Below are 26126 nucleotides of genomic sequence, written 5' to 3'. Positions count from 1 at the left end.
CCGTCGCAGGAGCCGCAGCCGGGGGCCCGGCAGATGGAGCTGCCGGAGGACCGGTACGCGCAGGAGCTGGCGTTCCTCGCCGCGTACGACGACGGGCCGAGGCCGCCCGGCTGGCGGATGACGCCCCGCGCGGTGGTGCTCTTCGTCTGCGGTTCGGGGGACGAGCCGCTGCGCGCCGCGGACGGGCGCCAGTTGGTCGTGGGGCGGAAGTTCGTGGGCGACCGCGCGCTGGTGGAGCGGTGCGTGGTGACCCTCGCCGGCGAGCGCGGGCTGCTGCTCGTCGGCGAGCCGGGCACGGCGAAGTCGATGCTGTCGGAGCTGCTGTCCGCCGCCGTGTGCGGTACGAGCACGCTCACGGTGCAGGGCACCGCGGGCACCACGGAGGACCAGCTCCGCTACGGCTGGAACTACGCGATGCTGCTGGCCCAGGGCCCCAGCCGCGCCGCCCTCGTGCCCTCCCCGGTCCTCACCGCGATGACCACCGGCGCGGTCGCCCGCATCGAGGAGGTCACCCGCTGTCTGCCGGAGGTGCAGGACGCCCTGGTGTCCCTGCTGTCGGAGCGGCGGATGGCCGTGCCGGAGCTGGCGGGGGACGCGCTGTCGGAGGGCACGGTGCACGCGGCCCCCGGGTTCACCCTCATCGCCACGGCGAACCTGCGCGACAAGGGCGTCTCCGAGATGTCCGCGGCCCTGAAGCGCCGGTTCAACTTCGAAGAGGTCGGCCCCATCGACGACCTGGACGCGGAGACCGCGCTCGTACGGGCGCAGGCCACGGCCGCGCTGACGCGCTCGGGGGCGGCCTTCGGGGTGGACGACGCGGTGCTGGAAGCGCTGGTCACGGCGTTTCGTGACCTGCGTTCCGGGCGCAGCACGGAGGGCTGGGAGGTGGAGCGGCCGTCGACGGTGATGTCGACCGCGGAGGCGGTGCACGTGGCCACGGCGATGGGGCTGGGTGCGGCGTACCTCGGCGACGGCCGGGACGTGGTGCGCTCCCTGCCCGGCCATCTGCTGGGCACCGTCCGCAAGGACGACCCCGCGGACCACGCCCGGCTCCTCGGCTACTGGGACGGGCCGGTGCGCCGTCGGGCGGAGAGCGGTGCGCCGCTGTGGCGGACGCTGTGGGAGTTGCGCGATGACCTCGGATGACCCGGTGGCGGAGCCCTCCGGCGCCGCGGCCGGGGGCTGGTCGCCGACGCAGGCGGCGGACGTGCTCGCGGGGTGTCGGGAGCCGTATCTGATCGGGGTGCGGCACCACTCCCCCGCGCTGGCGGCGGCCGTGCCGGCGCTGTTGGAGCAGGCGGCGCCCGAGGTGGTGTTCGTGGAGCTGCCGGAGGAGTTCGCGCCCTGGCTGGAGCACCTGGCGGACCCGCGCACGGTGCCGCCGGTCGCGCTCGCGGGCAGCGGTGCGGACCTGGTGTTCCTGCCGTTCGCCGCGTTCTCGCCGGAGTTGGCGGCGATCCGGTGGGCACGGGAGGCCGGCGTGGAGGTCGTCCCGTTCGACCTGCCGCTCGCCGCCCGGCACGGCTCGGACGGCCGCCGGGGCACGGCCGTGCCCGGCGAGGACTCCCGTGGTTCCGGTGGCGACGGGCCCGGACCCGGGTTCGCGGCGGCGCTGCGCGCCCGTGCCGGTGGCCGCCCCGGTGACGACCTGTGGGACCGGCTGGTCGAGGCCGCCGCCCCCGGTTGTGCGCCGGAGGCGCTGCGGCGGGCCGCGCTGCTCGTCGGGTGGGCGCTGCGGGAGGACGAGCGGACGCCGCCCGGTTGGATCGACCCGTACGACCTGCGGCGCGAGGCCCACATGAGGCGGCGGCTCGCCGAGCGCGGGGACCGGCGTGCGGCGGCGGTCATCGGGGCGTTCCACGCGCCCGCCCTGGTGGGCGCCGGTGCCGCGGAGCCGGTGGCGCCGGCGGGGGCGGAGGCCGGGACCGACGCTCCGGTGGAGGTGGTCACGTCCCTGGTGCCGTATGCGTATCCGCTGCTCGACGAGCGTTCGGGCTATCCGGCGGGCATCCGGGATCCGGAGTGGCAGGAGGGGGTGTTCCGCGCCGGGGGCGACCCGGCGCGGATGGACGAGCTGCTGACGGCGACGGCGGTGCGGATCTGCGCTGCCGTACGGAACGCGGGCCATCCCAGCGGTCCGGCCGACGCCCGCGAAGTGGTGCGCGTGGCGCGGGACCTGGCGACGCTGCGCGGGCTTCCGGCGGCCGGCCGCGGTGAGTTGGCGGAGGCCGTGCAGACCGTGCTCACCCAGGGCAAGTTGCTGGGGCGCGGCCGGGTCGTGGCGGCGGCGATGGAGGACGTCCTCGTCGGGAGCCGCAGGGGGCGGCTCGCGCCGGACACCCCGCGTTCGGGCCTCGGACCGTCGGTCGAGGCGCTGCTGTCCGAGTTGAAGCTGCCGGGGCCGGATGCGTCGGACCGCCGTGAGCTGCGGCTCGACGTGCTGCGCAGCGACCTCGACCGGCGCCGGGAGATCAGTCTGCGGCGGCTCGTGGTCTGCGGGGTGCCGTACGGGGAGGAGTCCTCCGTCGCCACGGTGGGCGACGCGTCCGCGCTGACCACGCGGTGGCACGTGGCCTGGTCGCCGTCGACCGCGGCGATGCTCGACGTGGCCGGGGTGCACGGAGTGACCCTGGAGCAGGCGGCGGAGGGCGTGCTGCGCCGCCGGAGCGCCGAGGAGCACCGCGGCGGCGGGCCCACGGCGGCCGACGCCGTCGGCGGTCTGGCGGAGGCGACGCGCTGCGTGCTGCCGTCGCTCGCGGCGCAGCGCCTCGCCGAGCTGGCCGAACTGCTGCCCGCCACGGGCACCTTGCCGGAGCTGTTGGACGGCATGTCCCTGTTGGAGCGGATCAGAGCCGGCCATGTGCCGGGGATCGACGCGGACTGGGAGCGCCCTGCGGTGGACGGGGCGTACGAGGAGCTGACGACGGCGGGGGTGCGCGCGCTTGACGGGCTCGCCGGCTCCACCGAGCCGGCGGACGCCCACGCCCTGCTCGCACTGGTGGACCGGGCGGCTGGGCTCGGCGGCGGGCTGCGGCTGGTGGACGCGCTGGCCCGGCTGGAGTCGGACGGCACGGCGCTGATGAAGGGCGCCGCGGGGGCCGCGCAGGTGCTGCTCGGGCAGCAGGACGCCGCCGCGTTCGGCGCGCGCCTCGCGTCGCGGGCGGACGGCGCGACCTCCCGGGAGCTGCGGGCCCAGCTCACGGACGTACTGCGGGGTGCGCTCCTGGGCGCGGGGCCGCTCCTGGAGACCGGTGGCGCGCTCGATCCGCTGGTGGAGCGGGTGGAGTCCTTCTCGGACCGGGCCTTCCTGGATCGCCTTCCGGCGCTGAGGGCCGGGTTCGACGTACTGTCGCCCGCCGCTCGTTCACGGCTGCTCGCCGTGGTGGAGGACCGTACGGGGACGGCGGCGGGCACCTTGTCCGGGCCGGTGACGGACCCGGCCGCGCTGGCCCTGCTGGCGTTGGCGGACCAAGCGGGCCGGGAGGCCCTGGCGGCGCGGGGGTTGGCCGTAAGCGCCCCTGCGGAGGAGGCACCGGCCGCCCGGACGCCGGCCGCCGCACCCGCCCCACGGGTCGCGAAGCCGGCGGCTGCGGACGCGGACCACGCCCTGTCGCCCGGCGATCGGTGGCGGCTGCTCCTCGGCCGCGGCCAGGGCCTGAGCGGTCAGGCCCGCCGCACCGCCACGGCGTTGGACGAGCTGTACGGACGCGGCAGGGGTGAAGGTTCCCTCAGCGACGAGGAGTTCGCGGGGAACGGCGGGGGAGACGGGCCGTCGTTCCCGGGGGTGCGGGAGTGGTCCGACGAGTTGGTCGCGCTCTTCGGCCCCGGCGTCCGCGAGGAGGTGCTGGCCGCAGCCGCGGACACGGGCCGCCTCGACGCCGCCATGGAACTGGACCCGCTATCCGTGCAGCCCTCCGTCGACCTGCTGCGGACGGTGCTCTCGTACGCGGGCGGCATGCCGGAGCACCAGTTGGCCCGGCTGCGCCCGCTGGTCGCCGCGCTGGTGCGGGAGTTGACTGCGGCCCTGGCCAATCGGCTGCGGCCGGCGCTCACCGGCCTGACCCACCCGAGGCCGACGAGCCGACCGGGCGGGCCGCTGGACCTGGCGCGTACGGTACGGGCCAATTTGGCGACGGCGCGCCGGGACGGGCAGACGGGCGCGGTGACGGTCCTCCCGGAGCGGCCGGTGTTCCGGACCCGGGCGCGCCGGTCGACGGACTGGCGGCTGGTGCTCGTCGTCGACGTGTCGGGGTCGATGGAGGCGTCCACGATCTGGTCGGCGCTCACCGCGTCGGTCCTCGCCGGGGTGCCCGCCCTCAGCACGCACTTCCTGGCGTTCTCCACGGAGGTGGTGGACCTGACCGACCGCGTGGACGACCCGTTGGGCCTGTTGTTGGAGGTCCGGGTCGGCGGCGGCACCAACATCGCGCGGGGCCTGCGGCACGCCCGCTCGATGGTGAAGGTCCCGTCCCGGACCCTGGTGGTCGTGGTCAGCGACTTCGAGGAGGGCGGCCCGGTCGGGCCGCTGCTCGCGGAGGTGCGGGCACTGGTCGACGCCGGGTGTCACGTCCTCGGCTGTGCCTCGCTGGACGACGAGGGACGGCCCCGGTACTCGACGGGTGTGGCGGGCCGTCTGGTGGCGGCGGGCATGCCGGTCGCCGCACTCAGCCCTCTGGAGCTGGCCCGTTGGGTCGGCGAACGCGTGGGAGGTAGCGCTCGATGACGACCCCTCAGCCCTCGGTGTCCACCGCAGGCGCGCTGCCTCCGGTGGCCGCGGACGTGGCGGCCGGCGCGCTCGACCTGCTGCCGGCCCGGCTGCGCAAGCGGGTGGACGGGGCGACGGCGAAGGTGGCCGGCTGGCCGGTGGAGGCCGTCCCCGACGGCGTGCGGATCCGGGTGGACGACGAGACGGCGGTGACGCTCACGCTCACCGACGGGGTGGTGGCCCGCGCCGCGGACGCGGTGTGCGGCTGTCTCCTGGCGCCGGCCTGTCTGCACCGGGCGGCGGTGCTGTCGAGCGCCCCGCTCGCCGAAGCGGTCGCCGACCCCCCGCCGCCCGACGCCCCGACGACCGACACCGCTGCTCCCGACGCAGCGCCGGCGAACGAGGCGCCCGCAGCGAGCGCGGACTCGTCCGGATCCACCGGTGCGGCGTCCTCTGCCACCGGCGCCGCCCTCACCACCGCCCAGTCGACCGCGCTGGTCGCGCTGCGCACCGCCGCCACCGATGTGCTCGTCGCCGGGGTCACGGGCTCCGGTGCCGTCCACCGGGCCGGGCTGCTGCACGCCGCGCACTCGGCGAAGGTCGCCGGGCTGCACCTGCCCGCAGCCGCCGCCGTACGGATCGCCCGCCGGCTCGACGAGGCCCGTTCGCAGGACCCCGGCTTCCGGCTGCCGGAGCTGTCGGCGGAGTTGGCCGGGCTGCTGGAGCTGCTGAGGTCGCCGGACGAGGCGGTGACGCCCGCGCGCCGGGCGTACGAGCCGGCCAAGCCTCTTCGGTTGTACGGGCTGTTCACCGAGCCCGTGGTCACCGCGTCGGGTTACGCGGGCGCGGTGGGCTACGGCGTCACCGCCGACGGCGCGGTGCACACCGTGGCGGACGTCGCGCCCGGCCCGCCCGAGCGCGCGCTCCAGGCCGCGGGCACCCCCGTGCCGGGCGGCTGCGCACTGCCGTTGCGCGACTGGGGCGACGGGGGCGCGGTGATCCTGACCGGTCCGACGGTCTCCCCGGACGGCCGGGTCGGCGGAGGTTCGCGGATCCGGTCCGTGACGACCGCGGGCGCCCACTGGCACGAGCCGCCGCTCGACCGGTTGTGGCAGCGCCCGGCGGCCGAGCAGTTGGCCCGGGCGCTGGACTGGCTGGCCAGCCCGCCGGAGACCCGGCCCGCGGGCGGGGACCTGCTCCATCTGACCGGGGTGGTGGCCCACGGCGGCTTCCGGGTCGCCGGTGGCCCGCTGCTGCGCCTGCTGGCGCCGGACGAGCGCGCCGAGCTGCCGTACGCGGCGAACGTACGACTGCTCGCCTCCCGCCCCGGGTTGGAGCTGCGGCTGATCGCCCGGGTGAGCGCCGACCGGCCGGGCAGCGTCGCGGCGCTGGCCGCGGCCTGGCAGGGGCACGACGGGGAGCCGCTGCGGGTGGACCTCGGGCTGCGCCGGCTGAACCGCTCCCATCTGCCCGTGGACACCCGGCAGCCGGCCCCCGGCCCGGGGCCGGCGGGCGCTCACCCCGCGCTCCCCGTGGAGCTGGACCTGTTGCGGCGCGCGGTGGACCGGACGGTGGCCGGCGGGCGGGCCGTCATGGCGGCGTCCGCGGACGACGAGCTGCCGCGCCGGCTCCGCGCGGTGGGTCTGTCGTCGGGCGCGGAGTGCATACGGGCGCTGGCGGGCGCGGCGGCCGACCGCCGCCGCGACGGCCTCGGCAGGTTGCTGCCCGCCGACCCGGACGGCTTCGCCACGGCGTGGCTCGCGGCGTCGGTGTACGCGACGGCGGCGACCCGGTCCCTGCTGCCGGCGCTCTGGTCCCCGACGGGCCAGCCGGAGCAGAGGGAACAGCCGGAACAGACAGAGCGGCCAGAACGGGCAAAGAAGCAGGAGGCCGGGGCGGCAGAATGCGGGCGAAAGAGAACCAATGTGCCTCATCAAGCGTCTGACCAGGTATGAAGAGACCGATAGCACCGCCTGGACGCCTCGGTCCCGAGCCTCGCCCCCTCCGTAGTTTGGTGGCGGCCCGGGCGGCCGTGGCGGCCATCCGGGTGCGGACGCGCAGGCCCGCCGGGGCGCGTCCGCGCCTCGGCCTGCCGCGCACCCGACGGGGTCAGCGCCGGCTGGTGCAGTCGGCGATGCTCGGGGCCGTGCTCGCGCTCGCCCCGGCGACCTGGATGCACCTGTCCGCCCACGATCGGATCCGTACGGTCGCGGAGGTCCCGGCGCAGGACGTGGCCGTGGTCTTCGGCGCCGGTCTGTGGGAGGGCCGCCCCACGCCGTACCTGGCGCACCGGCTGGACGCGGCGGCCGAGCTGTACGAGCGGGGCAAGGTCAAGGTCGTCCTGGTCACCGGGGACAACAGCCGGGAGGAGTACGACGAGCCGAGCGCGATGCGGTCGTACCTCACCGAGCGCGGCGTGCCCGACGGGCGCATCGTCAGCGATTACGCCGGGTTCGACACCTGGGACTCCTGCGTACGCGCCAAGAAGATCTTCGGCGTGGACCGCGCGGTCCTGGTCACTCAGGGCTTCCACATCCGGCGGGCTCTCGCGCTCTGCGAATCGGCGGGCATCGAGGCATACGGCGTCGGTGTCGCCGAGCGCCGCGACGCGACCTGGTACTACGGCGGGGCGCGCGAGTTGGCGGCGGCGGGCAAGGCGGCGCTGGACGCTGCGCTCAAGCCGGACCCGCGTTTCCTGGGCGCGCAGGAGAAGGGCGTGCACCGGGCCCTGGCGTCGGCCGGCGACTGACCACCTGCCGCCGGGCACGCCGGCGGCGACCCGTCCCGGCCACGGACACGCTGACGAACGGGCGCACGCTCGCGTCGCCACCCCCGGCGCGCGACAGTGGCCCCATGGCACACCTGGAACAGGACGTGACGACCCTGCTCAGCCGTCACTCCGAGGCGCTTGCGCTCTTCACCGAACGCGTCCACGCCGTGCGGCCCGACCAGTGGGACGAACCGACGCCCTGCACGGAGTGGTCCGTGCGCGACCTCGTGAACCACCTCACCGCCGAGCAGCTCTGGGTGCCCGACCTGGTGACCGACGGCGCCACCACCGCGGACGTCGGCGACGCGTACGACGGCGACGTGCTCGGGAAGAACCCGCGCGGCGTCTGGGACGCGGCGGCCCGCGCCGCGCGGAAGGCGTTCGCCGCGCCGGGTGCGCTGGAGCGGACCGTTTGGCTGTCGTACGGGGAGACCCCGGCGGTCGCGTACTGCGCCCAGATGACGACGGACGCGGTGGTGCACGCGTGGGATCTGTCGCGGGCGATCGGCGCGCCCGAACGGCTGCCGGACGAACTGGTGAACTTCGCGCTCGACGAGGTCACTCCGTACGCCTCGGGCCTGTCCAAGACGGGTCTGTTCGCGCCGCCGGTCGAACCCCCGCCGGGGGACAGCCACCAGGCGAGGTTGCTGGCGCTGCTGGGCCGCCGCGCCTGAAATTCCGTGCCCGACCCCTTTTCGGGCCCGACCCCTTTTTCGGGCCCGGCCCCGCCAAACCGACCGTTCCCCTGCGGAGCGTTGGCCTGTGCGGCCCGGTGGCCGGTACGCGCGCAGTTCCTCTCCCTGCATCCGAAGGGCATGGTGGTACCCCCAGCGCCCCTGGACGTACCCGCCATGTCCCTTGCGGACGGCTTGGTCTCTGCAAGCCGTCCGTGGCTCGTCGCGCAGTTCCCCGCGCCCCTCATGGCCACGCCCTGCGGGCGTAGGTGGGGCCCCGTGCCCGCAGGGCACAGGGGGAGGAACTGCGCGACAAGCCCACCACCGGGCCGCAGGGACCAGCGCTCCCGAAGGGAAGCGGTCAGCCGCGGGGGGCCGTCTCGTGCTCCAGCCAGGTGAGGTACGCGGGGGCGCCCGCGACGATCGGGGTCGCGAGCACCTCCGGGGGGTCGTAGTCGTGCGCGGCGATCAGGTGGGCTTCCAGGGCGGCGTAGCGCTGCGGGACGGTTGTGAACAGGACCTGCCACTCCTGGGTCGTTTCGACGGCGTCCCGCCAGTGGAAGACGGAGGTGACGGGCGCGGAGATCTGGGCGCAGGCCGCGAGCCTCGCCTCGACCGCGCCCCGGGCCAACTCCTCCGCCTTCGCGGCGCTGTCGGTCGTGGTCAGGACGGTCAGGGCGACGGCGCCCGCGAAGTCGACGGCGTCGGGAAGGTCCGTGGCGTCGGTCATGCGCCCACCGTACGCACGCGTACGACCCCCGCGCGCCGCGTCACACGGTGTACGGCCGCTCCCTCCGCGCGTCCCGCAGGGCGTGCGCCCACCAGGTCAGCCGGTCCAGCAGCGCCTTCGCCGCGGCGTCGCAGCCCGTCGGGTCCTTGTGGCGCCCTTCGGCGTCGAAGTCGCCGTGGGCGTTGTGGAAGGAGACCGTGTCCCGCACGGTCGCGGCGTGCAGTTCGGCGAAGACCTGCCGCAGGTGCTCGACCGCCCGCAGGCCGCCGGACACTCCGCCGTAGGAGACGAAGGCGACGGGCTTGGCGTGCCACTGCGCGTAGTGCCAGTCGATCAGGCTCTTGAGGGCCGCGGGGTACGAGTGGTTGTACTCGGGCGTCACGACGACGAACGCATCGGCCCGCGCCAAGGTCGCCGAGACCGCCGCCAGGCCCTCGGGCGCCGCCGCCCCGAGGGCCGACGGAAGGTCCAGCTCGGCCAGGTCGACCAGGGTGACGTCCAGGTCGTCGCGCTGTTGCGCATGGCGCAGGAACCACCGGACGATCACCGGTGCGAAGCGCCCGGAGCGATTGCTGGCGACGATGACGGCCAGCTTCAGCGCAGGGGAGTCGGGGCCCGATCGCGGGCGGGCAGGGGTGAGTTGCGGGTTCTCCCGCGTGGTCATCTCCATGAAGGAGAGGTTCCGACCTCAAGCACGCTTGAGGTCAAGCCGGCCCCACGCCCGTGCCGGCCGGGCCGCGTCACCCGATCGGCGCGCACCGCAAGGAAATCCGGGACACCCCTCCTGACCTGCGGTGACGCCATGCGTCCAGGGCGCCACGCCGGGCAGTGGGGCGTGATCTGATGACTTATCAGCAGGCGGTACGGGCCCCCCGCGCCTTACCTCGGAGGGGACGGACCAAAACGCCGTGCTCCGGAGGAGACCATGCGCACCACCGCCCGCCTGCTGTCCAGCACCGCGCTCGCCACCGCGACCATAGGGCTCGGTCTCGGCGCCTTTGCAGCGCACGCCGAGGACGGCGGCGGTCGGCTGGAGGTCTTCCCCTCCACCGCCGAGCCCGGCACGACGATCACCGTCAACACCACCGCCTGCGGCAAGGACGGCCACGGCACCGGGGACGCCCGTTCGCTCGGGGTGGACGAGTTCCACCTCTCCCCCGGCTCCCACCGGGAGTCCGTGGTCGGCGAGTTCCAGGCGCCCCACAGCATCGAGTCGGGCAGCTACCGCGTCGAGGTGCGCTGCAAGAACGGCAAGCGCAGCTCGGGCGATGTGGTGATAAGGCACCAGTCGGGCGACCGGGGCAACGAGGGGTCGGGCGAGCAGCGCCGCGACGAGCCCAGTGGCCACGTACGGACCGGTCTCGGCGGCAGCGTGGGCCCGGACACCACCCAGATCGCGGCGGGTGTGGCCGTACTGGCCGCTGCCGCCGCCGGCGGGACCCTGCTTCTGCGTCGTCGGGCGAGAGGCGCGCAGGGCAGCTGACGGGCCGCCTCGCGCGCCCCCCGTTCCCGCCCCGTCCCCGCTCCCGTCGGCCCGGCCCAGCTCGGCCGACGGGAGCGGGGCACAACCACAACCACAACCACACCGCGCACAACCACACCCCGCACCAGCGCACCCGTACCCCCGCGCGCCCGCGCACGCTCCACGCCGTCACGCACCCTCACCACGGAGGACCGTTGGGCTCCCAGGCCAAGGGGTGGTGCATCGCCGCCGCCGTCTGCACCGGGCTGTGGCTCGTCCACGACGGCGCGCAGAACGTCACGCCGCCCTCCCCCTCCGCCGCGCAGGCGTTCGCCGCCGGCCCCCGCGCGCACACGGACGCCGCGGCCGACCCGCTGCCGCCGTCCGCGCCCCTGCGGCTGCGCATCCCCGACATCGACGTGGACGCCCCGATGACGGGCCTCGGCCTGGACGCGAAGGGAGGCCTGGAGGTGCCGCCGGCCGAGCAGGGCAATCTGGTCGGCTGGTTCCGCAACGGCACGCCCCCGGGCTCCCGCGGCACGTCCGTCGTCGCCGGACACGTCGACAACGCCAAGGGCCCCGCCGTCTTCTACGCCCTCGGCGCCCTGGAGAAGGGCCACCGCATCGAGGTGGTGCGGACGGACGGGCGGGTGGCGGTGTTCACCATCGACGCGATCGAGGTGTACGAGGCCGACGAGTTCCCCGACGCTAAGGTGTACGGCGCCAAGGACCGCGCGGAGCTGAGGGTGATCACCTGCGGCGGCGGGTTCAACAAGAAGAGCGGCTACCAGGGGAACGTGGTCGCCTTCGCCCACCTCATCGGTGTGAGGCCGGTCCAGGACCCCACGGACGCGGCCGGTGCGGCGACCGCCCCGACCGGCTCCCGATGACCACCGTCGCCGCCAACTCGTCCGACGTCTCCACCCGCGCGGTCAACCCGCCCCGCACCACGGCCTCCACGGCCGGTGCCGTCTGCCGCTGACCGGTCTCGAAGAGCAGCGAGCCGCCCGGCGCGAGCCAGTTCCGCGCCTCGGCGGCGACGCGGCGCAGCACGTCGAGGCCGTCCCGGCCGCCGTCGAGTGCGACCCGTGCCTCGTACACCCGGGCTTCGGCCGGCAGGAAGTCGATCTCGTCGGTCGGCACGTACGGCACGTTGGCCAGCAGGACGTCCACGGCGCCGCGCAGCCGGGCGGGCAGCGCCGCGTACAGGTCGCCCTCGTACGCCCGGCCGCCGAAGGGCGCCACGTTGCGACGGGCGCAGCGGACCGACGCCGGGTCTATGTCGGCGGCGTGCAGTTCGACGCCGGCGCCGTCGTCCGCCCCGGCGCCCGCGGCCAGGGCCGCGCCGAGCGCCCCCGAGCCGCAGCACAGGTCGACGACGACCGCGCCCGGCCGGGCCGGCACGAGGGCGTGCCGCACCAGGAACTCCGTGCGGCGCCGCGGTACGAAGACCCCGGGGTCGACCTCGACGCGCAGGCCGCAGAAGTCGGCCCAGCCGAGTACGTGCTCCAACGGCAGCCCGGCGACGCGCCGTTCGACCAGGGCGGTCAGTCGGTCGGGGCGCCGGTCGGCGGCGGCGAGGAGCAGCCGGGCCTCGTCCTCCGCGAAGACGCACCCGGCCGCGCGCAGCCGCGCGACGACCGCCTCACCGACATCAGCAGCAGGGGGAAGAACGGCGTCCGACGGATCGACGGGCAGCGGAACGTACGACATGGGAGCGACCTTTCGACAACACGAAGGACGCTCCTCGGATCACCGGCTCCGGTGTGCCGAAAGGGCCTTGGGCCCGTGCGAGGGGAACGCCCGATCTGCCACGGCAGTGATGGGTCCCACCTCCTCGATCGGTCCCGCCCGGCTCGGGCGAGGGAACGGCCACACTATCCGACCCTCCCCCACGACGCACCCGCGCCGGAACCGGGCCGAAAGCCCGCCTCAGGCCCGACGTTCGCCCCGGGCCGGACGTTCACCTCACGTCGGACGCTCACCTCAGGCCGGACGCCTCGAAGACCGCCCGCGCCGCGTCGGTCTCCAGTTGCTCCATCCGCCGGGCCAGCGCGTCGAAGACGGGACCGCCGGTGCGCAGCAGCCCGCTCGCGCGCGAGCGGGCGACGCCGACCTCCACGGCGTACCAGATCAGCGGGTTGTCGGCGAGGGTGCTCGGGTCGATCTCGACCCGGTGGCCCCGCACGTCCCGCAGCACCACCCGCTGCGCGATGCCGCCGCGCCGCTCGACCTGGACCAGCCGGTGGGTGTCGATCCGGCGCTCCCGCACCAGACCGCGCACCGCAAGCCAGTCGCGGCCGGCGGTCACCCGGGGCGGGTAGAGCACGACGAACAGGGTGGCGCCCAGGGTGCACCACAGGGCGCAGCGCGGCGCGGAGAGGGTGCCGGCGCCGAGGTCCACGAGGTGCAGCAGCAGCAGGAGCGCCAGGGCGCAGAAGCAGGCCGCCCAGAGGTCGGGCATCCATCTCCGGTCCTCCGCGAGCACGTCGCCGCCGTCGGGCGGGCCGCCGTCATCCTCCGGGGCGCGGCTGCCGGAGCCGTCTCCGCCGTCCTCCAGACCGCCGCCGCGGGGTCGACTCTCCATGGCCCGGACGGTAGGCCGCCGTGCGCCCGCCGGCCACGGCCCGGCGAATTCCTGACGCGTTCCCTACGCCCCGCGTCAACGTCCCGTGAAGACGGCGCCCTCGGGCGCAAGGGTCGTGACAAAGGGATGCGCACGGCGAAAAACGCTCCCTCAGGCTGAGGTGCCGCCCTCACGGCGAGGGCCACCAGGGAGGGATCCACCACGATGACCAGCATGTCCACGTCGTCGGACGCTTCCGGAGACGCGGCCACGCCGACTCCGAAGACCCCCGTCAGACGTGCCGGACCCGCCGACCCCACTGTCTCCGGCAGCACCGACGACACCGACGGTCCCTCCGAGCCCGACCGGCGTGAAAGGCACCGCCTGACCTCGCTCCAGGGTCTGGCCGCCCTGTCGTTGGACGCGATGGCCTCGGTGGCGTACGGCCCGGAGGCCATCGTGCTCGTCGTCGCCGCGGCCGGCGCCGCCGGGCTGGGCTTCACCCTCCCCGTGACGCTGGCGATCGCCGCGCTGCTCGCGGTGCTCGTCGCCTCGTACCGCCAGGTCATCGCCGCCTTCCCGGACGGCGGCGGATCGTACGCGGTCGCCCGTCGCCACCTGGGCCGGCGCACCTCGCTGACGGCCGCCGCCTCCCTCGTCCTCGACTACGTGCTGAACGTCGCGGTGTCGGTGACCGCCGGCGTCGCCGCGCTGACCTCCGCCTTCCCCTCCCTCCACGACGACCGGATGTGGCTGTGCGCGGGCGTCCTGGTCCTGGTGACGGCCGTGAACCTGCGGGGGATCGTCGACTCGGCGAAGGCGTTCATCGTGCCGACGGCGGTCTTCGTCGGATCGATCCTGACGCTGATCGCGGTCGGGCTGTTCCGCAGCGCTCCGGTGTCCACCGAGGCCGCGGCCGACCACGCGTCCGCGCTGGGCGAGGACGCCACCACCGTCGGCGCGCTGCTCCTGTTGAAGGCGTTCGCGTCCGGCTGTTCGGCGCTGACGGGCGTGGAGGCGGTGGCGAACGCCGTGCCGTCCTTCCGCGCGCCCGCGGCCCGCCGCGCCCAGCGCACCGAGGTGGCGCTCGGCGCGCTCCTCGGCGTGATGCTGATCGGGCTGTCCGTCCTCATCGGGCGCTTCCACCTCCAGCCGGTGGAGGGCGTGACCGTGCTGGCGCAGCTCGCGGACGCCTCCCTCGGCCACAACTGGGGCTTCTACGTGGTGCAGTTCGCCACGGTCGTGCTGCTGGCGCTGGCCGCGAACACCTCCTTCGGCGGGCTGCCGGTACTGATGTCCCTGCTGGCGCGGGACAACTACCTGCCGCACGTGTTCCGGCTGAAGGCCGACCGCGAGGTGCACCGCCACGGCGTGCTGACGCTGGCCGCGGTCGCGGCGCTGCTGCTGTTCTTCTCCGGCGGCGACACCAACACCCTGGTGCCGCTGTTCGCGATCGGCGTCTTCGTCGGCTTCACGATCTGCCAGGCCGGCATGGTCGTCCACTGGTGCGCCGAACGCTCCGCGCGCTGGCGGCTCAAGGCCGCCCTGAACGGCCTGGGCGCCCTGCTGACGGGAGTGAGCACGGTGGTGGTCACCGCGACCAAGTTCACCGAGGGCGCCTGGCTGGTCGTCATCGCGCTGCCGCTGCTGGTGCTGCTCTTCGAGCGGGTCCACCGGGCGTACGGCAGCATCGACGACCGCATCGGCCTGGGGCGGGTGCCCGAGGCCCCGCACCGGGAGCGCTCCCTGGTCATCGTGCCGGTGTCGCACCTGTCCCGGCTCACCTGCGAGGCGGTGAACGCGGCCGTGTCCCTGGGCGACGAGGTGCGGGCGGTGACGGTCACCCACGACGACGCGGAGGACCGGGAGGCGGCGCGGGAGCTGCGGCGCGACTGGGCTCGGTGGAACCCGGGCGTGGAGCTGGTGGAGCTGCGCTCGGAGCACCGGACCATAGGGCGTCCGGTGTCCCAGTACGTACGACGGGTGTACCAGTACCACCCGGGCACCCGGGTGACGGTGTTGATACCGGAGGTGGAGCCGGACCGCTGGTGGCAGCGGCTGCTCCAGAACCAGCGGGGCGCGGTGCTGGCGCACGCGGTGCGCCGGGACACGCAGGCGGTGATCTGCCGGCTGCGCTTCCGGCTGCCGGGGCCGGAGCGGGACTCCTCCCCGTCCGCCGCCCGACCGCCCGCCCCCTTGGACCGCACGGACCGGCCCAACGGATCCGGTCTGCCCGGCGGATCCGACCTGCCCGGCGGCGCCGGCTGAGGCGTCGAGCTCCTCGCCCGTTCACACGGGCGACCACGAAAGACCCGACCTTTGTCGTGCACTTGTCAATCACTGGTGCTACGTTCCCCCCGCACGGCCCCGTCCGCCGTCCGGCGCGACGGGTGACCCCCCATTCCCCTGGAGCGATACGTGGAACGTCGCAACTTCCTGCGCGGAGCGGTTGTCGGAGCGTCGGCGACCGCCTTCGGCGGCTCGCTGTGGCGGGGCGCCGCCCTCGCCGACCCCGCCCAACCCGGCCCGGGCCCCTACGGCGCCCTGCGACCGGCCGACACCAACGGCATCCAACTGCCGAACGGGTTCACCAGCCGCCTGATCGCCCGCTCCGGACAGCGGGTCGCCGGCACCTCGTACACCTGGCACGGCGCGCCCGACGGCGGTGCGTGCTTCGTGGACGGCACCGGCTGGATCTACGTGTCGAACGCGGAGCTGTCCACCGGTGGGGGCGCGGGCGCGGTGCGCTTCTCCTCGTCCGGGGCGATCACCGGCGCGTACCCCATCCTGACGAACACCCGGCGCAACTGCGCCGGCGGCGCGACCCCGTGGAACACCTGGCTGTCCTGCGAGGAGGTCGGTCGCGGCTACGTCTTCGAGACGGACCCCTGGGGCGTGAAGCCGGCGGTGCGCCGGGACGCGATGGGGCGGTTCGTGCACGAGGCGGCGGCGGCCGACCCGGTCCGCAAGACGATCTATCTGACCGAGGACGAGTCCAGCGGCTGTCTGTACCGCTTCACCCCCACCACCTGGGGCGACCTCTCCCGCGGCAAGCTCCAGGTGCTGGTGGCGGGCTCCGCGACCTCCGGCAGCTACCGCTGGGCGGACGTCCCGGACCCGGACGGCTCCCCGACGGCGACCCGCAGCCAGGTGTCGGGGGCGAAGAAGTTCAGCAGCGGCGAGGGCTGTCACTACGCCGACGACAAGCTGTGGTTCACCACCAAGGGCGACAACCGGGTCTGGCAGCTCAACCTGACCACCAGCACGTACGAGTTGGCGTACGACGACTCCCTGGTCACCGGCGGCAGCGCGCCCCTCACCGGGGTGGACAACGTCACCGCCGCAGCGTCCGGGGACCTCTACGTCGCCGAGGACGGCGGGAACATGGAGATCTGCGTGATCACTCCGACCGGAGTCATCGCGCCCTTCCTGAGGATCAACGGCCAGTCGTCGTCGGAGATCTGCGGACCGGCCTTCTCGCCGGACGGGTCACGGCTGTACTTCTCCAGTCAACGCGGCACCGGCGGCTCGTCGTCCGACGGGATCACCTACGAGGTGACGGGTCCCTTCCGCAGGTGACGGACCCCTCCTGCAAGTGACGGGCCCCTCCGCACCTGAAGCCCGTCCGCGCCCGCTTCGGCGGGGGTCAACCCGCCGGCGCCTCCGCCGGAGCGCCGCCCCGCAGCAGGGCGGCGCCCAGCGGGGTGAGGGTGTGCAGCACGGCATTGCCGTGGCGCAGGGTCAGCACCAGCCCCGCCTCCCGCAGCACGGCGGCGTGCTGGCTGGCCGAGGCGAGCGAAACGCCCGCCCTGCGGGCCAGTTCACTGGTGGTGCAGCCGTACCGGATGGCCTGGAGCACGATGGACCGGGTGTGGCCGACGAGGCGTCCGAGCGAGGGGCCGAGCGCCGACGTCCCTTCGCCGAAGGCGGGGTCGGGCGCATGGGCCACCGGATAGACCAGGACGGGCGGCAGCGTCACGTCCCGCAGCACCACGGGGGTGCCGCGGCAGAAGAACGACGGCTGGAGCAGCAACCCGCGCCCGTCGAGGTGCAGTTCGCGGTCGACCGGGTAGTCCGCCTCCAGGACGGGTGCGCGCCAGCGCAACACCGGCGGCAGCGAGCCCAGGAGTTCGGCGGCGCCGCCGTCGAGCAGCGCCCGGCCCCGCACGGCACGGTCCGCCTCGACCCTGGCTTGAATGTGCGGCCAGTACGGCTCGATCGCCGCCCGGTGATATCCCCGCAGGGCCGAAAGCAGTCGGGACAGCGCCTGGGGCGCACCCTCGGCGAGACCGCTGAGAACGGCCGTTCCTGAAGGGGTCGCGGGCCCGGGAAGAGGGCTCGATGCAGGGCCGGACGCACGGGCGGATGCACGTGCTGCTGAAGCGAGGGTCAGTTCGGAATGTAACCGCGCAGGCGCGGTGGCCCGTATCGCCGCGAGGCCGGATTCCAACCCGCCGCCCGCCTCGGGCGGGGTCAGGAAGTCCGGAAAATATCCCTTGGACGGGACCAGTGCGGCTAGCAGGTTTGTTTCACCGTTCAACCGGGCACGGGTTTCCGTGCGCCATTCCCCGAACATCAGGGCACGTCGACGCTCCCGCAATCGATGAAAACTGAGAATCGTTTCCCACAGGACATCCGGTTTTGCTGCCATTCTCACTCCGGCTAGATCGTCGCCGGTGAAATGGATACGGAGCACTGAACCCCCACTGTTGCACGAGCAATCGCCCCCTACCCCTGAGTATGCACGTCATCACAACCGGTCACCAGGGGGTTTCAGCCAGAGTTGAAATGTCTCGCCCAGCCCGGGTGCGAACCGAAATCCTGTACCGCGTCGGGCAGGTTCCTTCTGTCTCCGATGGACGAGGCGAAGACCGTGGGGGGCTTTGCACGTCCGGCGGCGGGTGACAGAAGGTGCGGCTCCCTGTCCGGCCGGGGTAATGGGGCGCGGCCTGGGGATGGGGATCCACGGGCCGCGCCCCGCCCGTGTTGGACGGAATGTCAGCCTCCGCCGTTTGCGGCGTCTGAAGAGCTGAATTCAGAAGACACTTTTCGGAAGTCCGGTAAACATCATCCGAGCGCGCACGACCTCACACGACGGACCGCCACTGAGCGCAAATGAACGCGATCCAACGGATGATCCAACGCAGCCCAACGCAGGCGCACAGCTCGGCGCAGCCCCGCGCCCCCGGCCGTACGCCGTCGCACGAGGGGCGCTGGAAGGTCGCGCGAAGGTCGTACGCCGTCGCACAAAGAAGGAGCGGGCGCCCCGCACATGGCGCCCGCTCCTCGTCTTGTGTGCCGCGGCATCACCGCGGCCTCCCGGCCCCCGTCAGCGGGAGTCGCTGCCCCGCGTCACCACGACCGCGCGCCCCGCCTCCAGCCGCGCCACCGGCACCCGGAACGGCGAGCAGGACACGTAGTCCAACCCCACCTCGTGGAAGAAGTGCACCGACTCGGGGTCGCCGCCGTGCTCGCCGCACACACCCAGCTTCAGGTCCGGACGGGTGGCCCGCCCCGCCTCCACCGCGCTGCGCACCAGCGATCCGACGCCGTCCTTGTCGATGGTCTCGAAGGGCGAGACCCCGAAGATGCCCTTCTCCAGGTAGGCGGTGAAGAAGCTGGCCTCCACGTCGTCCCGGGAGAAGCCCCACACGGTCTGGGTGAGGTCGTTGGTGCCGAAGCTGAAGAACTCGGCGGCCTCCGCGATCTGAGCGGCGGTCAGCGCCGCCCGCGGCAGCTCGATCATCGTGCCCAGCGCCAGCTTCAGCGAGGTGCCGGTGGCCGCCTCGACCTCGGCGATGACCCGCTCGGCCTCGTCGCGGACGATCTCCAGCTCCTGGACCGTGCCCACCAGCGGGATCATGATCTCGACGCGCGGATCGGCCTTGGCGTCCTTGCGGGCGGCGGCGGCCTCGGCGATCGCCCGCACCTGCATCGCGAACAGCCCCGGGATGACCAACCCGAGCCGTACGCCGCGCAGCCCCAGCATCGGGTTCTGCTCGTGCAGCCGGTGGACGGCCTGGAGCAGCCGCAGGTCGTTCTCGTTGTGGTCCTTGCGGGACTCGGCGAGCGCCACGCGCACGGACAGCTCGGTGATGTCCGGCAGGAACTCGTGCAGCGGCGGGTCGAGCAGCCGCACCGTCACCGGCAGTCCGTCCATCGCCTCGAACAGCTCGACGAAGTCCTTGCGCTGGAGCGGCAGCAGCTTCTCCAGCGCTTCGGCGCGCTCCTCGTCGTGGTCGGCGAGGATCAGCCGCTCCACCATCTCGCGGCGCTCGCCGAGGAACATGTGCTCGGTGCGGCACAGCCCGATGCCCTGGGCGCCGAACCGCCGGGCGCGCAGCGCGTCCTCCGCGTTGTCCGCGTTGGCCCGCACCCGCAGCCGGCGCACCCGGTCCGCGTACGCCATGATCCGGTGCACGGCGCCGACCAGCTCGTCGGCGTCGTCCGCACCCGCGTGCATCCGGCCCTCGAAGTACTCGACGACCGGGGACGGCACGACGGGCACCTCACCGAGGTACACCTTGCCGGTGGAGCCGTCGATGGAGACGACGTCGCCCTCCTCGACCACGGTGCCGTTCACCGTCATCCGGCGCCGCTTGGTGTCGACCTCCAGTTCCTCCGCGCCGCAGACGCAGGTCTTGCCCATGCCGCGGGCGACGACGGCGGCGTGCGAGGTCTTGCCGCCGCGCGAGGTCAGGATGCCCTCGGCGGCGATCATCCCGTCGAGGTCGTCGGGGTTGGTCTCACGCCGGATGAGGATGACCTTCTCCCCCGAGCGCGACCACTTGATCGCGGTGTACGAGTCGAAGACCGCCTTGCCGACCGCGGCGCCCGGGGAGGCGGCGATGCCCCGCCCCAGCATGGTCACCGGGGCGTCCTCGTCGAAGCGGGGGAACATCAGCTGGGCGAGCTGGGCCCCGTTGACCCGGTGCAGCGCCTCGGCCTCGTCGATCAGCCCCTGGTCGACGAGTTGGGTGGCGATCCGGAAGGCGGCGCCCGCGGTCCGCTTGCCCACCCGGGTCTGGAGCATCCACAGCCGGCCGCGCTCGATGGTGAACTCGATGTCGCACAGGTCCAGGTAGTGGTTCTCCAGCGTCTCCATGATCCGCATGAGCTGGTCGTACGACGCCTTGTCGATCGACTCCAGGTCGGCGAGCGGCACGGTGTTGCGGATGCCGGCGACGACGTCCTCGCCCTGGGCGTTCTGGAGGTAGTCCCCGTAGACGCCCTGCTGTCCGCTGGCCGGGTCGCGGGTGAAGGCGACGCCGGTGCCGGAGTCGGGGCCGAGGTTGCCGAAGACCATCGAGCAGACGTTGACGGCGGTGCCCAGGTCGTTGGGGATGCGCTCCTGGCGGCGGTAGAGCTTGGCGCGGTCGCCGTTCCACGACTCGAAGACGGCCTTGATGGCGAGGTCCATCTGCTCGCGGGCGTCCTGCGGGAAGTCCCGTCCTGCCTGCGCCCTGACGATCTTCTTGAACTGCTTGACGAGCTTCTTCAGGTCGTCCGCGGCCAGGTCCGTGTCGACGCTGACGCCCTTGGCGGCCTTGGCGTCCTCCAGCGCCTCCTCGAAGAGTTCGCCGTCGACGCCGAGGACGGTCTTGCCGAACATCTGGATGAGCCGGCGGTACGAGTCCCAGGCGAAGCGCTCGTCACCGGCCTGCTGGGCGAGCCCGACCACGGACGCGTCGGAGAGGCCGATGTTGAGGACGGTGTCCATCATGCCGGGCATGGAGAACTTGGCACCGGAGCGGACCGACACGAGGAGGGGGTCGTCGGCCTGTCCGAGCTTCTTGCCCATCTTCCCTTCGAGGGCGTCGAGGTGCGCACTCACCTCGGCGCGCAGCGCCGGCGGCTCGTCGCCGCTGTCCAGGTAGACCTTGCACGCCTCGGTGGTGATGGTGAAGCCCGGAGGGACGGGCAGACCGAGGTTGGTCATCTCGGCGAGGTTGGCCCCCTTGCCGCCGAGGAGGTCCTTGAGGTCGCGATTGCCTTCGGTGAAGTCGTAGACGAACTTCTGCCCTTGGAGCTCTCTGGTTTCCGACACGGCTCTCGACTCCTCCGAGGCTCGCTGGCTGCCCTGACGGCGAGGAACATACCCAGATCAAAGGCGTCTGGGTACGTCCACTTGGTCGTCATACGGCTGTAACCACTCGTCCGCCACCGGATCGAAAGTGAACCGATGGGCGGGCGGCCGAGAACCTTCGCTTCACGACTTGAAGCCATGGAGACGGGTCGTCACGCGCGAGCGGAGAAGAGTCGACGGAAGGTGAAGGAGTGCTCCACCTTGTGAACACAGAGAGCCTGGCACGCAGTGTCACTCGTCTGAGAGGTGCAGTCGACCTTTGAGCGCTCATTTGAGCACAACCCTTATCAAGGGTGGCGAGAATCACGCGTTGGGGAGGCGGCCCGTTCCATCATCCGGACGAGCGTCCCGACGTTCGTCGCAGCACTCGGAGGCAGGGTCGGCACGGTCGGGGCGGTCAGCCTCCGGAGGTGTCCAGCTCGGCGTCGGCGCTGACGCTCGCACAGTCGTACGGGTCCTTCAACCAGCCGTCCGGCAGGACGACGCGGTTGTTGCCCGAGGTGCGGCCCCGGGGGCCGTCGGCGCCCGCCGGCCACGGCTGGTCGAGGTCCAGCAGCGCCAACTGCTCGTCCAGCTCCGCGAGGGACGAGGTGATCGCCAGCCTCTTGCGCATCTCGGAGCCGACGGCGAAGCCCTTCAGGTACCAGGCCACGTGCTTGCGGAAGTCGATGACACCGCGTGCCTCGTCCCCGATCCACTCCCCCAGCAGCTCCGCGTGCCGGCGCATCACCGCGGCGACCTCGCGCAGGGTGGGCGCCGTGCGCGCGCAGCCGCCCTCGAAGGCGGAGACGAGGTCGGCGAAGAGCCAGGGCCGGCCCAGGCACCCCCGGCCGACCACCACGCCGTCGCACCCGGTCTCGCGGACCATCCGCAGCGCGTCGTCGGCGGACCAGATGTCGCCGTTGCCGAGCACCGGAATCTCCGGGACGTGCTCCTTCAGCCGGGCGATGGCGTCCCAGTCGGCCGTGCCGCCGTAGTGCTGGGCGGCGGTGCGACCGTGCAGGGCGATCGCGGTGACGCCCTCGTCCACGGCGATGCGCCCGGCGTCCAGATACGTGATGTGGTCGTCGTCGATGCCCTTGCGCATCTTCATCGTGACCGGCAGCGGGCCCGCGTTGCCCACCGCCTCGCGCAGGATGGCGCGCAGCAGGGGCCGCTTGAACGGCAGGGCGGAGCCGCCGCCCTTGCGGGTCACCTTGGGGACGGGACAGCCGAAGTTCAGGTCGACGTGGTCGGCGAGGTCCTCGTCGACGATCATGCGGACCGCCTTGCCGACGGTCACCGGGTCGACCCCGTACAGCTGGATCGAGCGCGGCGTCTCGCTCGCGTCGAAGTGGATCAGCTGCATGGTCTTGTCGTTGCGCTCGACCAGCGCACGCGTGGTGATCATCTCGCTGACGAACAGCCCCTTGCCGCCGCTGAACTCCCGACACAGGGTGCGGAAGGGCGCGTTGGTGATGCCGGCCATGGGGGCCAGCACCACCGGCGGCTGCACCGCGTGCGGACCGATCGCCAGCACGGTCGGCACCGAGGAGACCGAAGGGGCCGGTGCCTGGGGCGCGGACGGGGTGGGTTCGGGGGACGGGGCGAGCGTGGTCATCCGTCCATTCTCGCGTATGGCGCACCACGGGGACGCAGAAGTCATTAGTTAACCGTACTATCGACATATGCATGTGTCTGAGCTCACATCGCAACGCCGATTGCTCGTGCTGGGCATCTGCTGCATGAGCCTGCTGATCGTCAGCCTCGACAACACCATCCTCAACGTGGCGCTGCCGTCCATCGGCCGGGAGCTCGACGCCTCCGTCTCCGGCCTCCAGTGGACGATCGACGCGTACACCCTGGTCCTCGCCTCGCTGCTGATGCTCGCCGGCTCCACCGCGGACCGCATCGGCCGGCGCAAGGTCTTCATGGCGGGCCTGGTGCTCTTCACCCTCGGCTCGGCCCTGTGCTCCGTCGCCCCGAGCCTGGAGCTGCTGGTGGTCTTCCGGATGGTGCAGGCCGTGGGCGGCTCCATGCTCAACCCCGTGGCCATGTCGATCATCACCAACACCTTCACCGACCCGGCCGAACGCGCCCGGGCGATCGGGGTGTGGGGCGGCGTCGTCGGCATCTCCATGGCGGCCGGCCCCCTGATCGGCGGGCTGTTGGTGGACTCCGTCGGCTGGCGCTCCATCTTCTGGGTCAATCTGCCCGTGGGACTGGCCGCACTCCTGCTGACCTGGCGTTACGTCCCCGAGTCCCGCGCCCCGAGGCCACGGCGCGCCGACCCGGTCGGCCAGCTGCTGGTGATCGCCCTGCTGGGCTCCCTCACGTACGCGATCATCGAGAAGAGCCCGGTCGCCGCCGCGGTCGCCGCCGTCGCGCTGCTGGGCGTGCTGCTGTACGAGCCCCGGCGCCGGGAGCCCCTGATCGACCTGCGCTTCTTCCGCAGCGCGCCGTTCAGCGGGGCGACGGTCATCGCCATCGCCGCGTTCGCCGCCCTGGCCGGCTTCCTCTTCATGAACACGCTGTACCTCCAGGAGGTCCGCGGCTACTCCGCCCTGCACGCCGGGCTCTACATGCTGCCGATGGCCGGTCTCACCTTCGTCTGCGCACCGCTGTCGGGGCGGCTGGTCGGCAGCCGCGGCCCCCGGCTGCCGCTGGTGGTCGCCGGCGCGACGATGGCGGCGAGCGGCCTGCTGTTCGCAATCTTCCAGGCCGAGACCTCGAACGCCCTGCTCTTCACCGGATACGTCCTGTTCGGCATCGGCTTCGGCCTGGTGAACGCGCCGATCACCAACACCGCCGTGTCCGGGATGCCGAGGGCGCAGGCGGGCGTGGCGGCGGCCGTGGCCTCCACCAGCCGCCAGATCGGCGCGACCCTCGGGGTCGCCGTCATCGGCACGGTGCTGGCGTCCGGGGTCGCGACCGCGGCCGGTGCCGCGGCCCGCAGCACCGCGTACGCCGACTCCTTCGCGGACGCCAGCAGGACGGCCTGGTGGATCATCGCCGGCTGCGGGTTCCTGGTGCTCCTGGTGGGCGCGCTGACGACCGGCTCCTGGGCGCAGGGCACGGCGCTCAGCTGTGCGCACCGACTGGAGGAGCCGGAACTCAGCCCGGAGCCGTCCCGGACGTGAAGAACGCGACCGGCCCCGGACCGCGTGTGCGGTCCGGGGCCGGTCCCTTTGCTCGTGCTCCCCGCTACGGGGTGCTGCTCAGCCGTCCTGCTGTGCCGCGCCGTCCCCGGCCTGCTGGGGCTCGGTGGACTCGGGCGCGGCAGTGGACTCGTCGCCCGCCGCACGGCTGCGCATCTTGCGCAGCAGCTCCGCCTTCTGGTCGGCGGACGCCTGGCGGTCGGCGGAGCCTGTGGGGCCGTGACCCCGCTGCTCGGCCCGGGACAGCTTCTTGCGCTGTCCACCCACGCCGAGGAGGTTGTTGCGGCTCTTGGCCATGGTGTTCTCCCATGAGGGTGAGAAGTGACTGGAGGAATCGTCAGATGGGGCGGCGACGCTGCGGCCGCCGCGCTCTCACTCGTAGACCTGGAAGAACGAAGACATGCCCGGGACACTACCCCCGCCCGACCGTCGGATGCACCTGGTTATCCCGGCGCAGGGAAAAGCCGGCCGGGCTGTGTGCCCGACCGGCCCCTCCGCAAGCCCTCGGGGCCGTTCAGCAGCCCAGCAGTCGGGCGCCGAGGTACGCCTGGATCTGGTCCAGCGAGACGCGCTCCTGCTGCATGGTGTCGCGCTCGCGCACGGTCACCGCGTTGTCGTCGAGGGTGTCGAAGTCGACGGTGACGCAGAACGGCGTGCCGATCTCGTCCTGACGGCGGTAGCGGCGGCCGATGGCGCCGGCGTCGTCGAACTCGATGTTCCAGTTCTTGCGCAGGTCGGCGGCGAGGCCCTTGGCCTTCGGGGAGAGCTGCGGGTTGCGGGAGAGCGGCAGCACCGCGACCTTCACCGGCGCGAGGCGCGGGTCGAGCCGCATCACGGTGCGCTTCTCCATGACGCCCTTGGCGTTCGGCGCCTCGTCCTCGTTGTACGCGTCGAGCAGGAAGGCCAGCATCGAGCGGCCGACGCCCGCGGCGGGCTCGATGACGTACGGGGTCCAGCGCTCGCCGGCCTCCTGGTCGAAGTACGACAGGTCGTGGCCGGACGCCTTGGAGTGCGCGTTGAGGTCGTAGTCCGTGCGGTTGGCGACGCCCTCCAGCTCACCCCACTCGCTGCCGCCGAAGCGGAAGCGGTACTCGATGTCGGCGGTGCGCTTGGAGTAGTGGGAGAGCTTCTCCTTCGGGTGCTCGTACCAGCGCATGTTCTCCTCGCGCAGGCCGAGGCCCGTGTACCAGTTCCAGCGCTGCTCCATCCAGTACTCGTGCCACGTCTCGTCCTCGCCCGGCTTGACGAAGAACTCCATCTCCATCTGCTCGAACTCACGGGTCCGGAAGATGAAGTTGCCGGGCGTGATCTCGTTGCGGAAGGACTTGCCCATCTGCGCGATGCCGAACGGCGGCTTCTTGCGCGAGGTCTGCTGCACGAGGGCGAAGTTGGTGAAGATGCCCTGGGCCGTCTCGGGCCGCAGGTAGGCGACGGAGCCGGAGTCCTGGGTCGGGCCGAGGTGGGTGGCGAGCAGGCCGGAGAACTGCTTGGGGTCCGTGAAGGCGCCCTTGGTCCCGCAGTGCGGGCAGTTGATGTCGGCGAGGCCGTTCTCGGGCGCCCGGCCGCCGTGCTTCTCCTCGTACGACTCGATGAGGTGGTCCGCACGGTAACGCTTGTGGCAGGAGGTGCACTCGGTGAGCGGGTCGCTGAAGGTCGCGACGTGGCCGGACGCCTCCCAGACCTCGGTGGCGAGGATCACCGACGAGTCGATGCCGACGACGTCCTCACGGGAGGTGACCATCGCGCGCCACCACTGGCGCTTGAGGTTCTCCTTCAGCTCGACTCCGAGCGGCCCGTAGTCCCAGGCAGCGCGCTGACCACCGTAGATCTCGCTGCAGGGGTAGACGAAGCCACGGCGCTTGCTCAGGCTGACAATCGTTTCGATCTTGTCGGCGGCCACGGTGCTCTCTTCTAGGGAACGACGGCTAAGGGCGAAGGCCTCAGGTTACCGGCGCGCGCACCCCCCGGATCAAATCGAGTGGCCCGTTCACGGGGC

Annotated in this window: 19 protein-coding genes; 10 read left to right on the top strand and 9 right to left on the bottom strand. The window is 73.0% G+C overall.

The features are described from left to right. Nucleotides 1–33 precede the first annotated feature (33 nt). From AB0E05_RS21205 to AB0E05_RS21185, 5 genes are all read left to right on the top strand, one after another. A complete protein-coding gene (locus AB0E05_RS21205) occupies nt 34–1146 on the top strand; it encodes an AAA family ATPase (RefSeq protein ID WP_361965820.1) in 1113 nt (370 codons plus the stop codon). Further along, on the top strand, nt 1133–4723 hold the full coding sequence (locus AB0E05_RS21200) for a DUF5682 family protein (protein WP_361965651.1): 3591 nt from the start codon (nt 1133–1135) through the stop codon (nt 4721–4723). Before AB0E05_RS21205 ends, AB0E05_RS21200 begins: the two co-directional genes overlap by 14 nt. Continuing rightward, nucleotides 4720–6660 carry a hypothetical protein gene (locus tag AB0E05_RS21195; protein WP_361965649.1) on the top strand — a complete coding sequence of 647 codons (1941 nt, stop codon included), beginning with the start codon at nt 4720–4722 and terminating at the stop codon, nt 6658–6660. Before AB0E05_RS21200 ends, AB0E05_RS21195 begins: the two co-directional genes overlap by 4 nt. 77 nt (nt 6661–6737) lie before the next feature. Further along, nucleotides 6738–7454 carry an ElyC/SanA/YdcF family protein gene (locus tag AB0E05_RS21190; protein ID WP_361965818.1) on the top strand — a complete coding sequence of 239 codons (717 nt, stop codon included), beginning with the start codon at nt 6738–6740 and terminating at the stop codon, nt 7452–7454. A gap of 104 nt (nt 7455–7558) precedes the next feature. Continuing rightward, the gene (locus AB0E05_RS21185) at nt 7559–8149 is read left to right on the top strand and encodes a TIGR03086 family metal-binding protein (RefSeq protein ID WP_361965647.1); all 591 of its coding nucleotides are present in this window, start codon (nt 7559–7561) and stop codon (nt 8147–8149) included. Between the two features lie 361 nt (nt 8150–8510). On the opposite strand, the gene cutA is transcribed toward AB0E05_RS21185, so the two are convergent. Continuing rightward, nucleotides 8511–8879 carry a divalent-cation tolerance protein CutA gene (gene cutA, locus AB0E05_RS21180; protein ID WP_361965645.1) on the bottom strand — a complete coding sequence of 123 codons (369 nt, stop codon included), beginning with the start codon at nt 8877–8879 and terminating at the stop codon, nt 8511–8513. 40 nt (nt 8880–8919) lie between these two features. Continuing rightward, the gene (locus AB0E05_RS21175; protein ID WP_361965643.1) at nt 8920–9549 is read right to left on the bottom strand and encodes an NAD(P)H-dependent oxidoreductase; all 630 of its coding nucleotides are present in this window, start codon (nt 9547–9549) and stop codon (nt 8920–8922) included. Nucleotides 9550–9804: 255 nt separating this feature from the next. Here AB0E05_RS21175 and AB0E05_RS21170 point away from each other — a divergent pair, with 255 nt between their 5' ends. Beyond that, nucleotides 9805–10362, top strand: a complete 558-nt coding sequence (locus AB0E05_RS21170) for a hypothetical protein (RefSeq protein WP_361965640.1) — start codon at nt 9805–9807, stop codon at nt 10360–10362. Nucleotides 10363–10556: 194 nt separating this feature from the next. Then, nucleotides 10557–11231 carry a class F sortase gene (locus AB0E05_RS21165; protein WP_361965638.1) on the top strand — a complete coding sequence of 225 codons (675 nt, stop codon included), beginning with the start codon at nt 10557–10559 and terminating at the stop codon, nt 11229–11231. Here the strand turns inward: AB0E05_RS21165 and AB0E05_RS21160 are convergent. Both AB0E05_RS21160 and AB0E05_RS21155 read right to left on the bottom strand, forming a co-directional pair. Continuing rightward, the gene (locus AB0E05_RS21160; protein ID WP_361965636.1) at nt 11158–12054 is read right to left on the bottom strand and encodes a putative protein N(5)-glutamine methyltransferase; all 897 of its coding nucleotides are present in this window, start codon (nt 12052–12054) and stop codon (nt 11158–11160) included. The genes AB0E05_RS21165 and AB0E05_RS21160 overlap by 74 nt on opposite strands. A gap of 268 nt (nt 12055–12322) precedes the next feature. After that, a complete protein-coding gene (locus AB0E05_RS21155) occupies nt 12323–12928 on the bottom strand; it encodes a hypothetical protein (protein ID WP_361965634.1) in 606 nt (201 codons plus the stop codon). Nucleotides 12929–13141: 213 nt separating this feature from the next. On the opposite strand from AB0E05_RS21155, the gene AB0E05_RS21150 reads away from it, so the two are divergent. Then, the gene (locus tag AB0E05_RS21150) at nt 13142–15175 is read left to right on the top strand and encodes an APC family permease (protein ID WP_361965632.1); all 2034 of its coding nucleotides are present in this window, start codon (nt 13142–13144) and stop codon (nt 15173–15175) included. Between the two features lie 150 nt (nt 15176–15325). Then, nucleotides 15326–16486, top strand: a complete 1161-nt coding sequence (locus tag AB0E05_RS21145; RefSeq protein ID WP_361965630.1) for an alkaline phosphatase PhoX — start codon at nt 15326–15328, stop codon at nt 16484–16486. Nucleotides 16487–16553: 67 nt separating this feature from the next. On the opposite strand, the gene AB0E05_RS21140 is transcribed toward AB0E05_RS21145, so the two are convergent. The 3 genes from AB0E05_RS21140 to dusB all read right to left on the bottom strand — a co-directional run bounded on the left by AB0E05_RS21140 (nt 16554) and on the right by dusB (nt 22461). Next, the gene (locus AB0E05_RS21140) at nt 16554–17603 is read right to left on the bottom strand and encodes a winged helix-turn-helix domain-containing protein (RefSeq protein WP_361965628.1); all 1050 of its coding nucleotides are present in this window, start codon (nt 17601–17603) and stop codon (nt 16554–16556) included. 633 nt (nt 17604–18236) lie between these two features. Beyond that, nucleotides 18237–20954, bottom strand: a complete 2718-nt coding sequence (gene ppdK, locus AB0E05_RS21135) for a pyruvate, phosphate dikinase (RefSeq protein WP_361965625.1) — start codon at nt 20952–20954, stop codon at nt 18237–18239. A gap of 436 nt (nt 20955–21390) precedes the next feature. After that, the gene (gene dusB / locus AB0E05_RS21130; RefSeq protein WP_361965816.1) at nt 21391–22461 is read right to left on the bottom strand and encodes a tRNA dihydrouridine synthase DusB; all 1071 of its coding nucleotides are present in this window, start codon (nt 22459–22461) and stop codon (nt 21391–21393) included. A gap of 205 nt (nt 22462–22666) precedes the next feature. On the opposite strand from dusB, the gene AB0E05_RS21125 reads away from it, so the two are divergent. Continuing rightward, entirely contained in the window at nt 22667–24112 is a 1446-nt protein-coding gene (locus tag AB0E05_RS21125; RefSeq protein WP_361965814.1) for an MFS transporter, read from the top strand. 78 nt (nt 24113–24190) lie between these two features. On the opposite strand, the gene AB0E05_RS21120 is transcribed toward AB0E05_RS21125, so the two are convergent. Then, nucleotides 24191–24427: a DUF6243 family protein gene (locus AB0E05_RS21120; RefSeq protein ID WP_361965623.1), complete on the bottom strand. Its 237-nt coding sequence runs from the start codon at nt 24425–24427 to the stop codon at nt 24191–24193. A gap of 217 nt (nt 24428–24644) precedes the next feature. Then, complete coding sequence (locus AB0E05_RS21115; protein WP_361965621.1) at nt 24645–26030, bottom strand: glycine--tRNA ligase; 1386 nt, start codon at nt 26028–26030, stop codon at nt 24645–24647. Nucleotides 26031–26126: the final 96 nt, after the last annotated feature.

The organism is Streptomyces sp. NPDC048057 (assembly GCF_040653095.1).
Lineage (GTDB): Bacteria > Actinomycetota > Actinomycetes > Streptomycetales > Streptomycetaceae > Streptomyces.
Note: the sequence above shows the minus strand (reverse complement) of the source record. Positions and strands in the feature narration are given on the sequence as shown.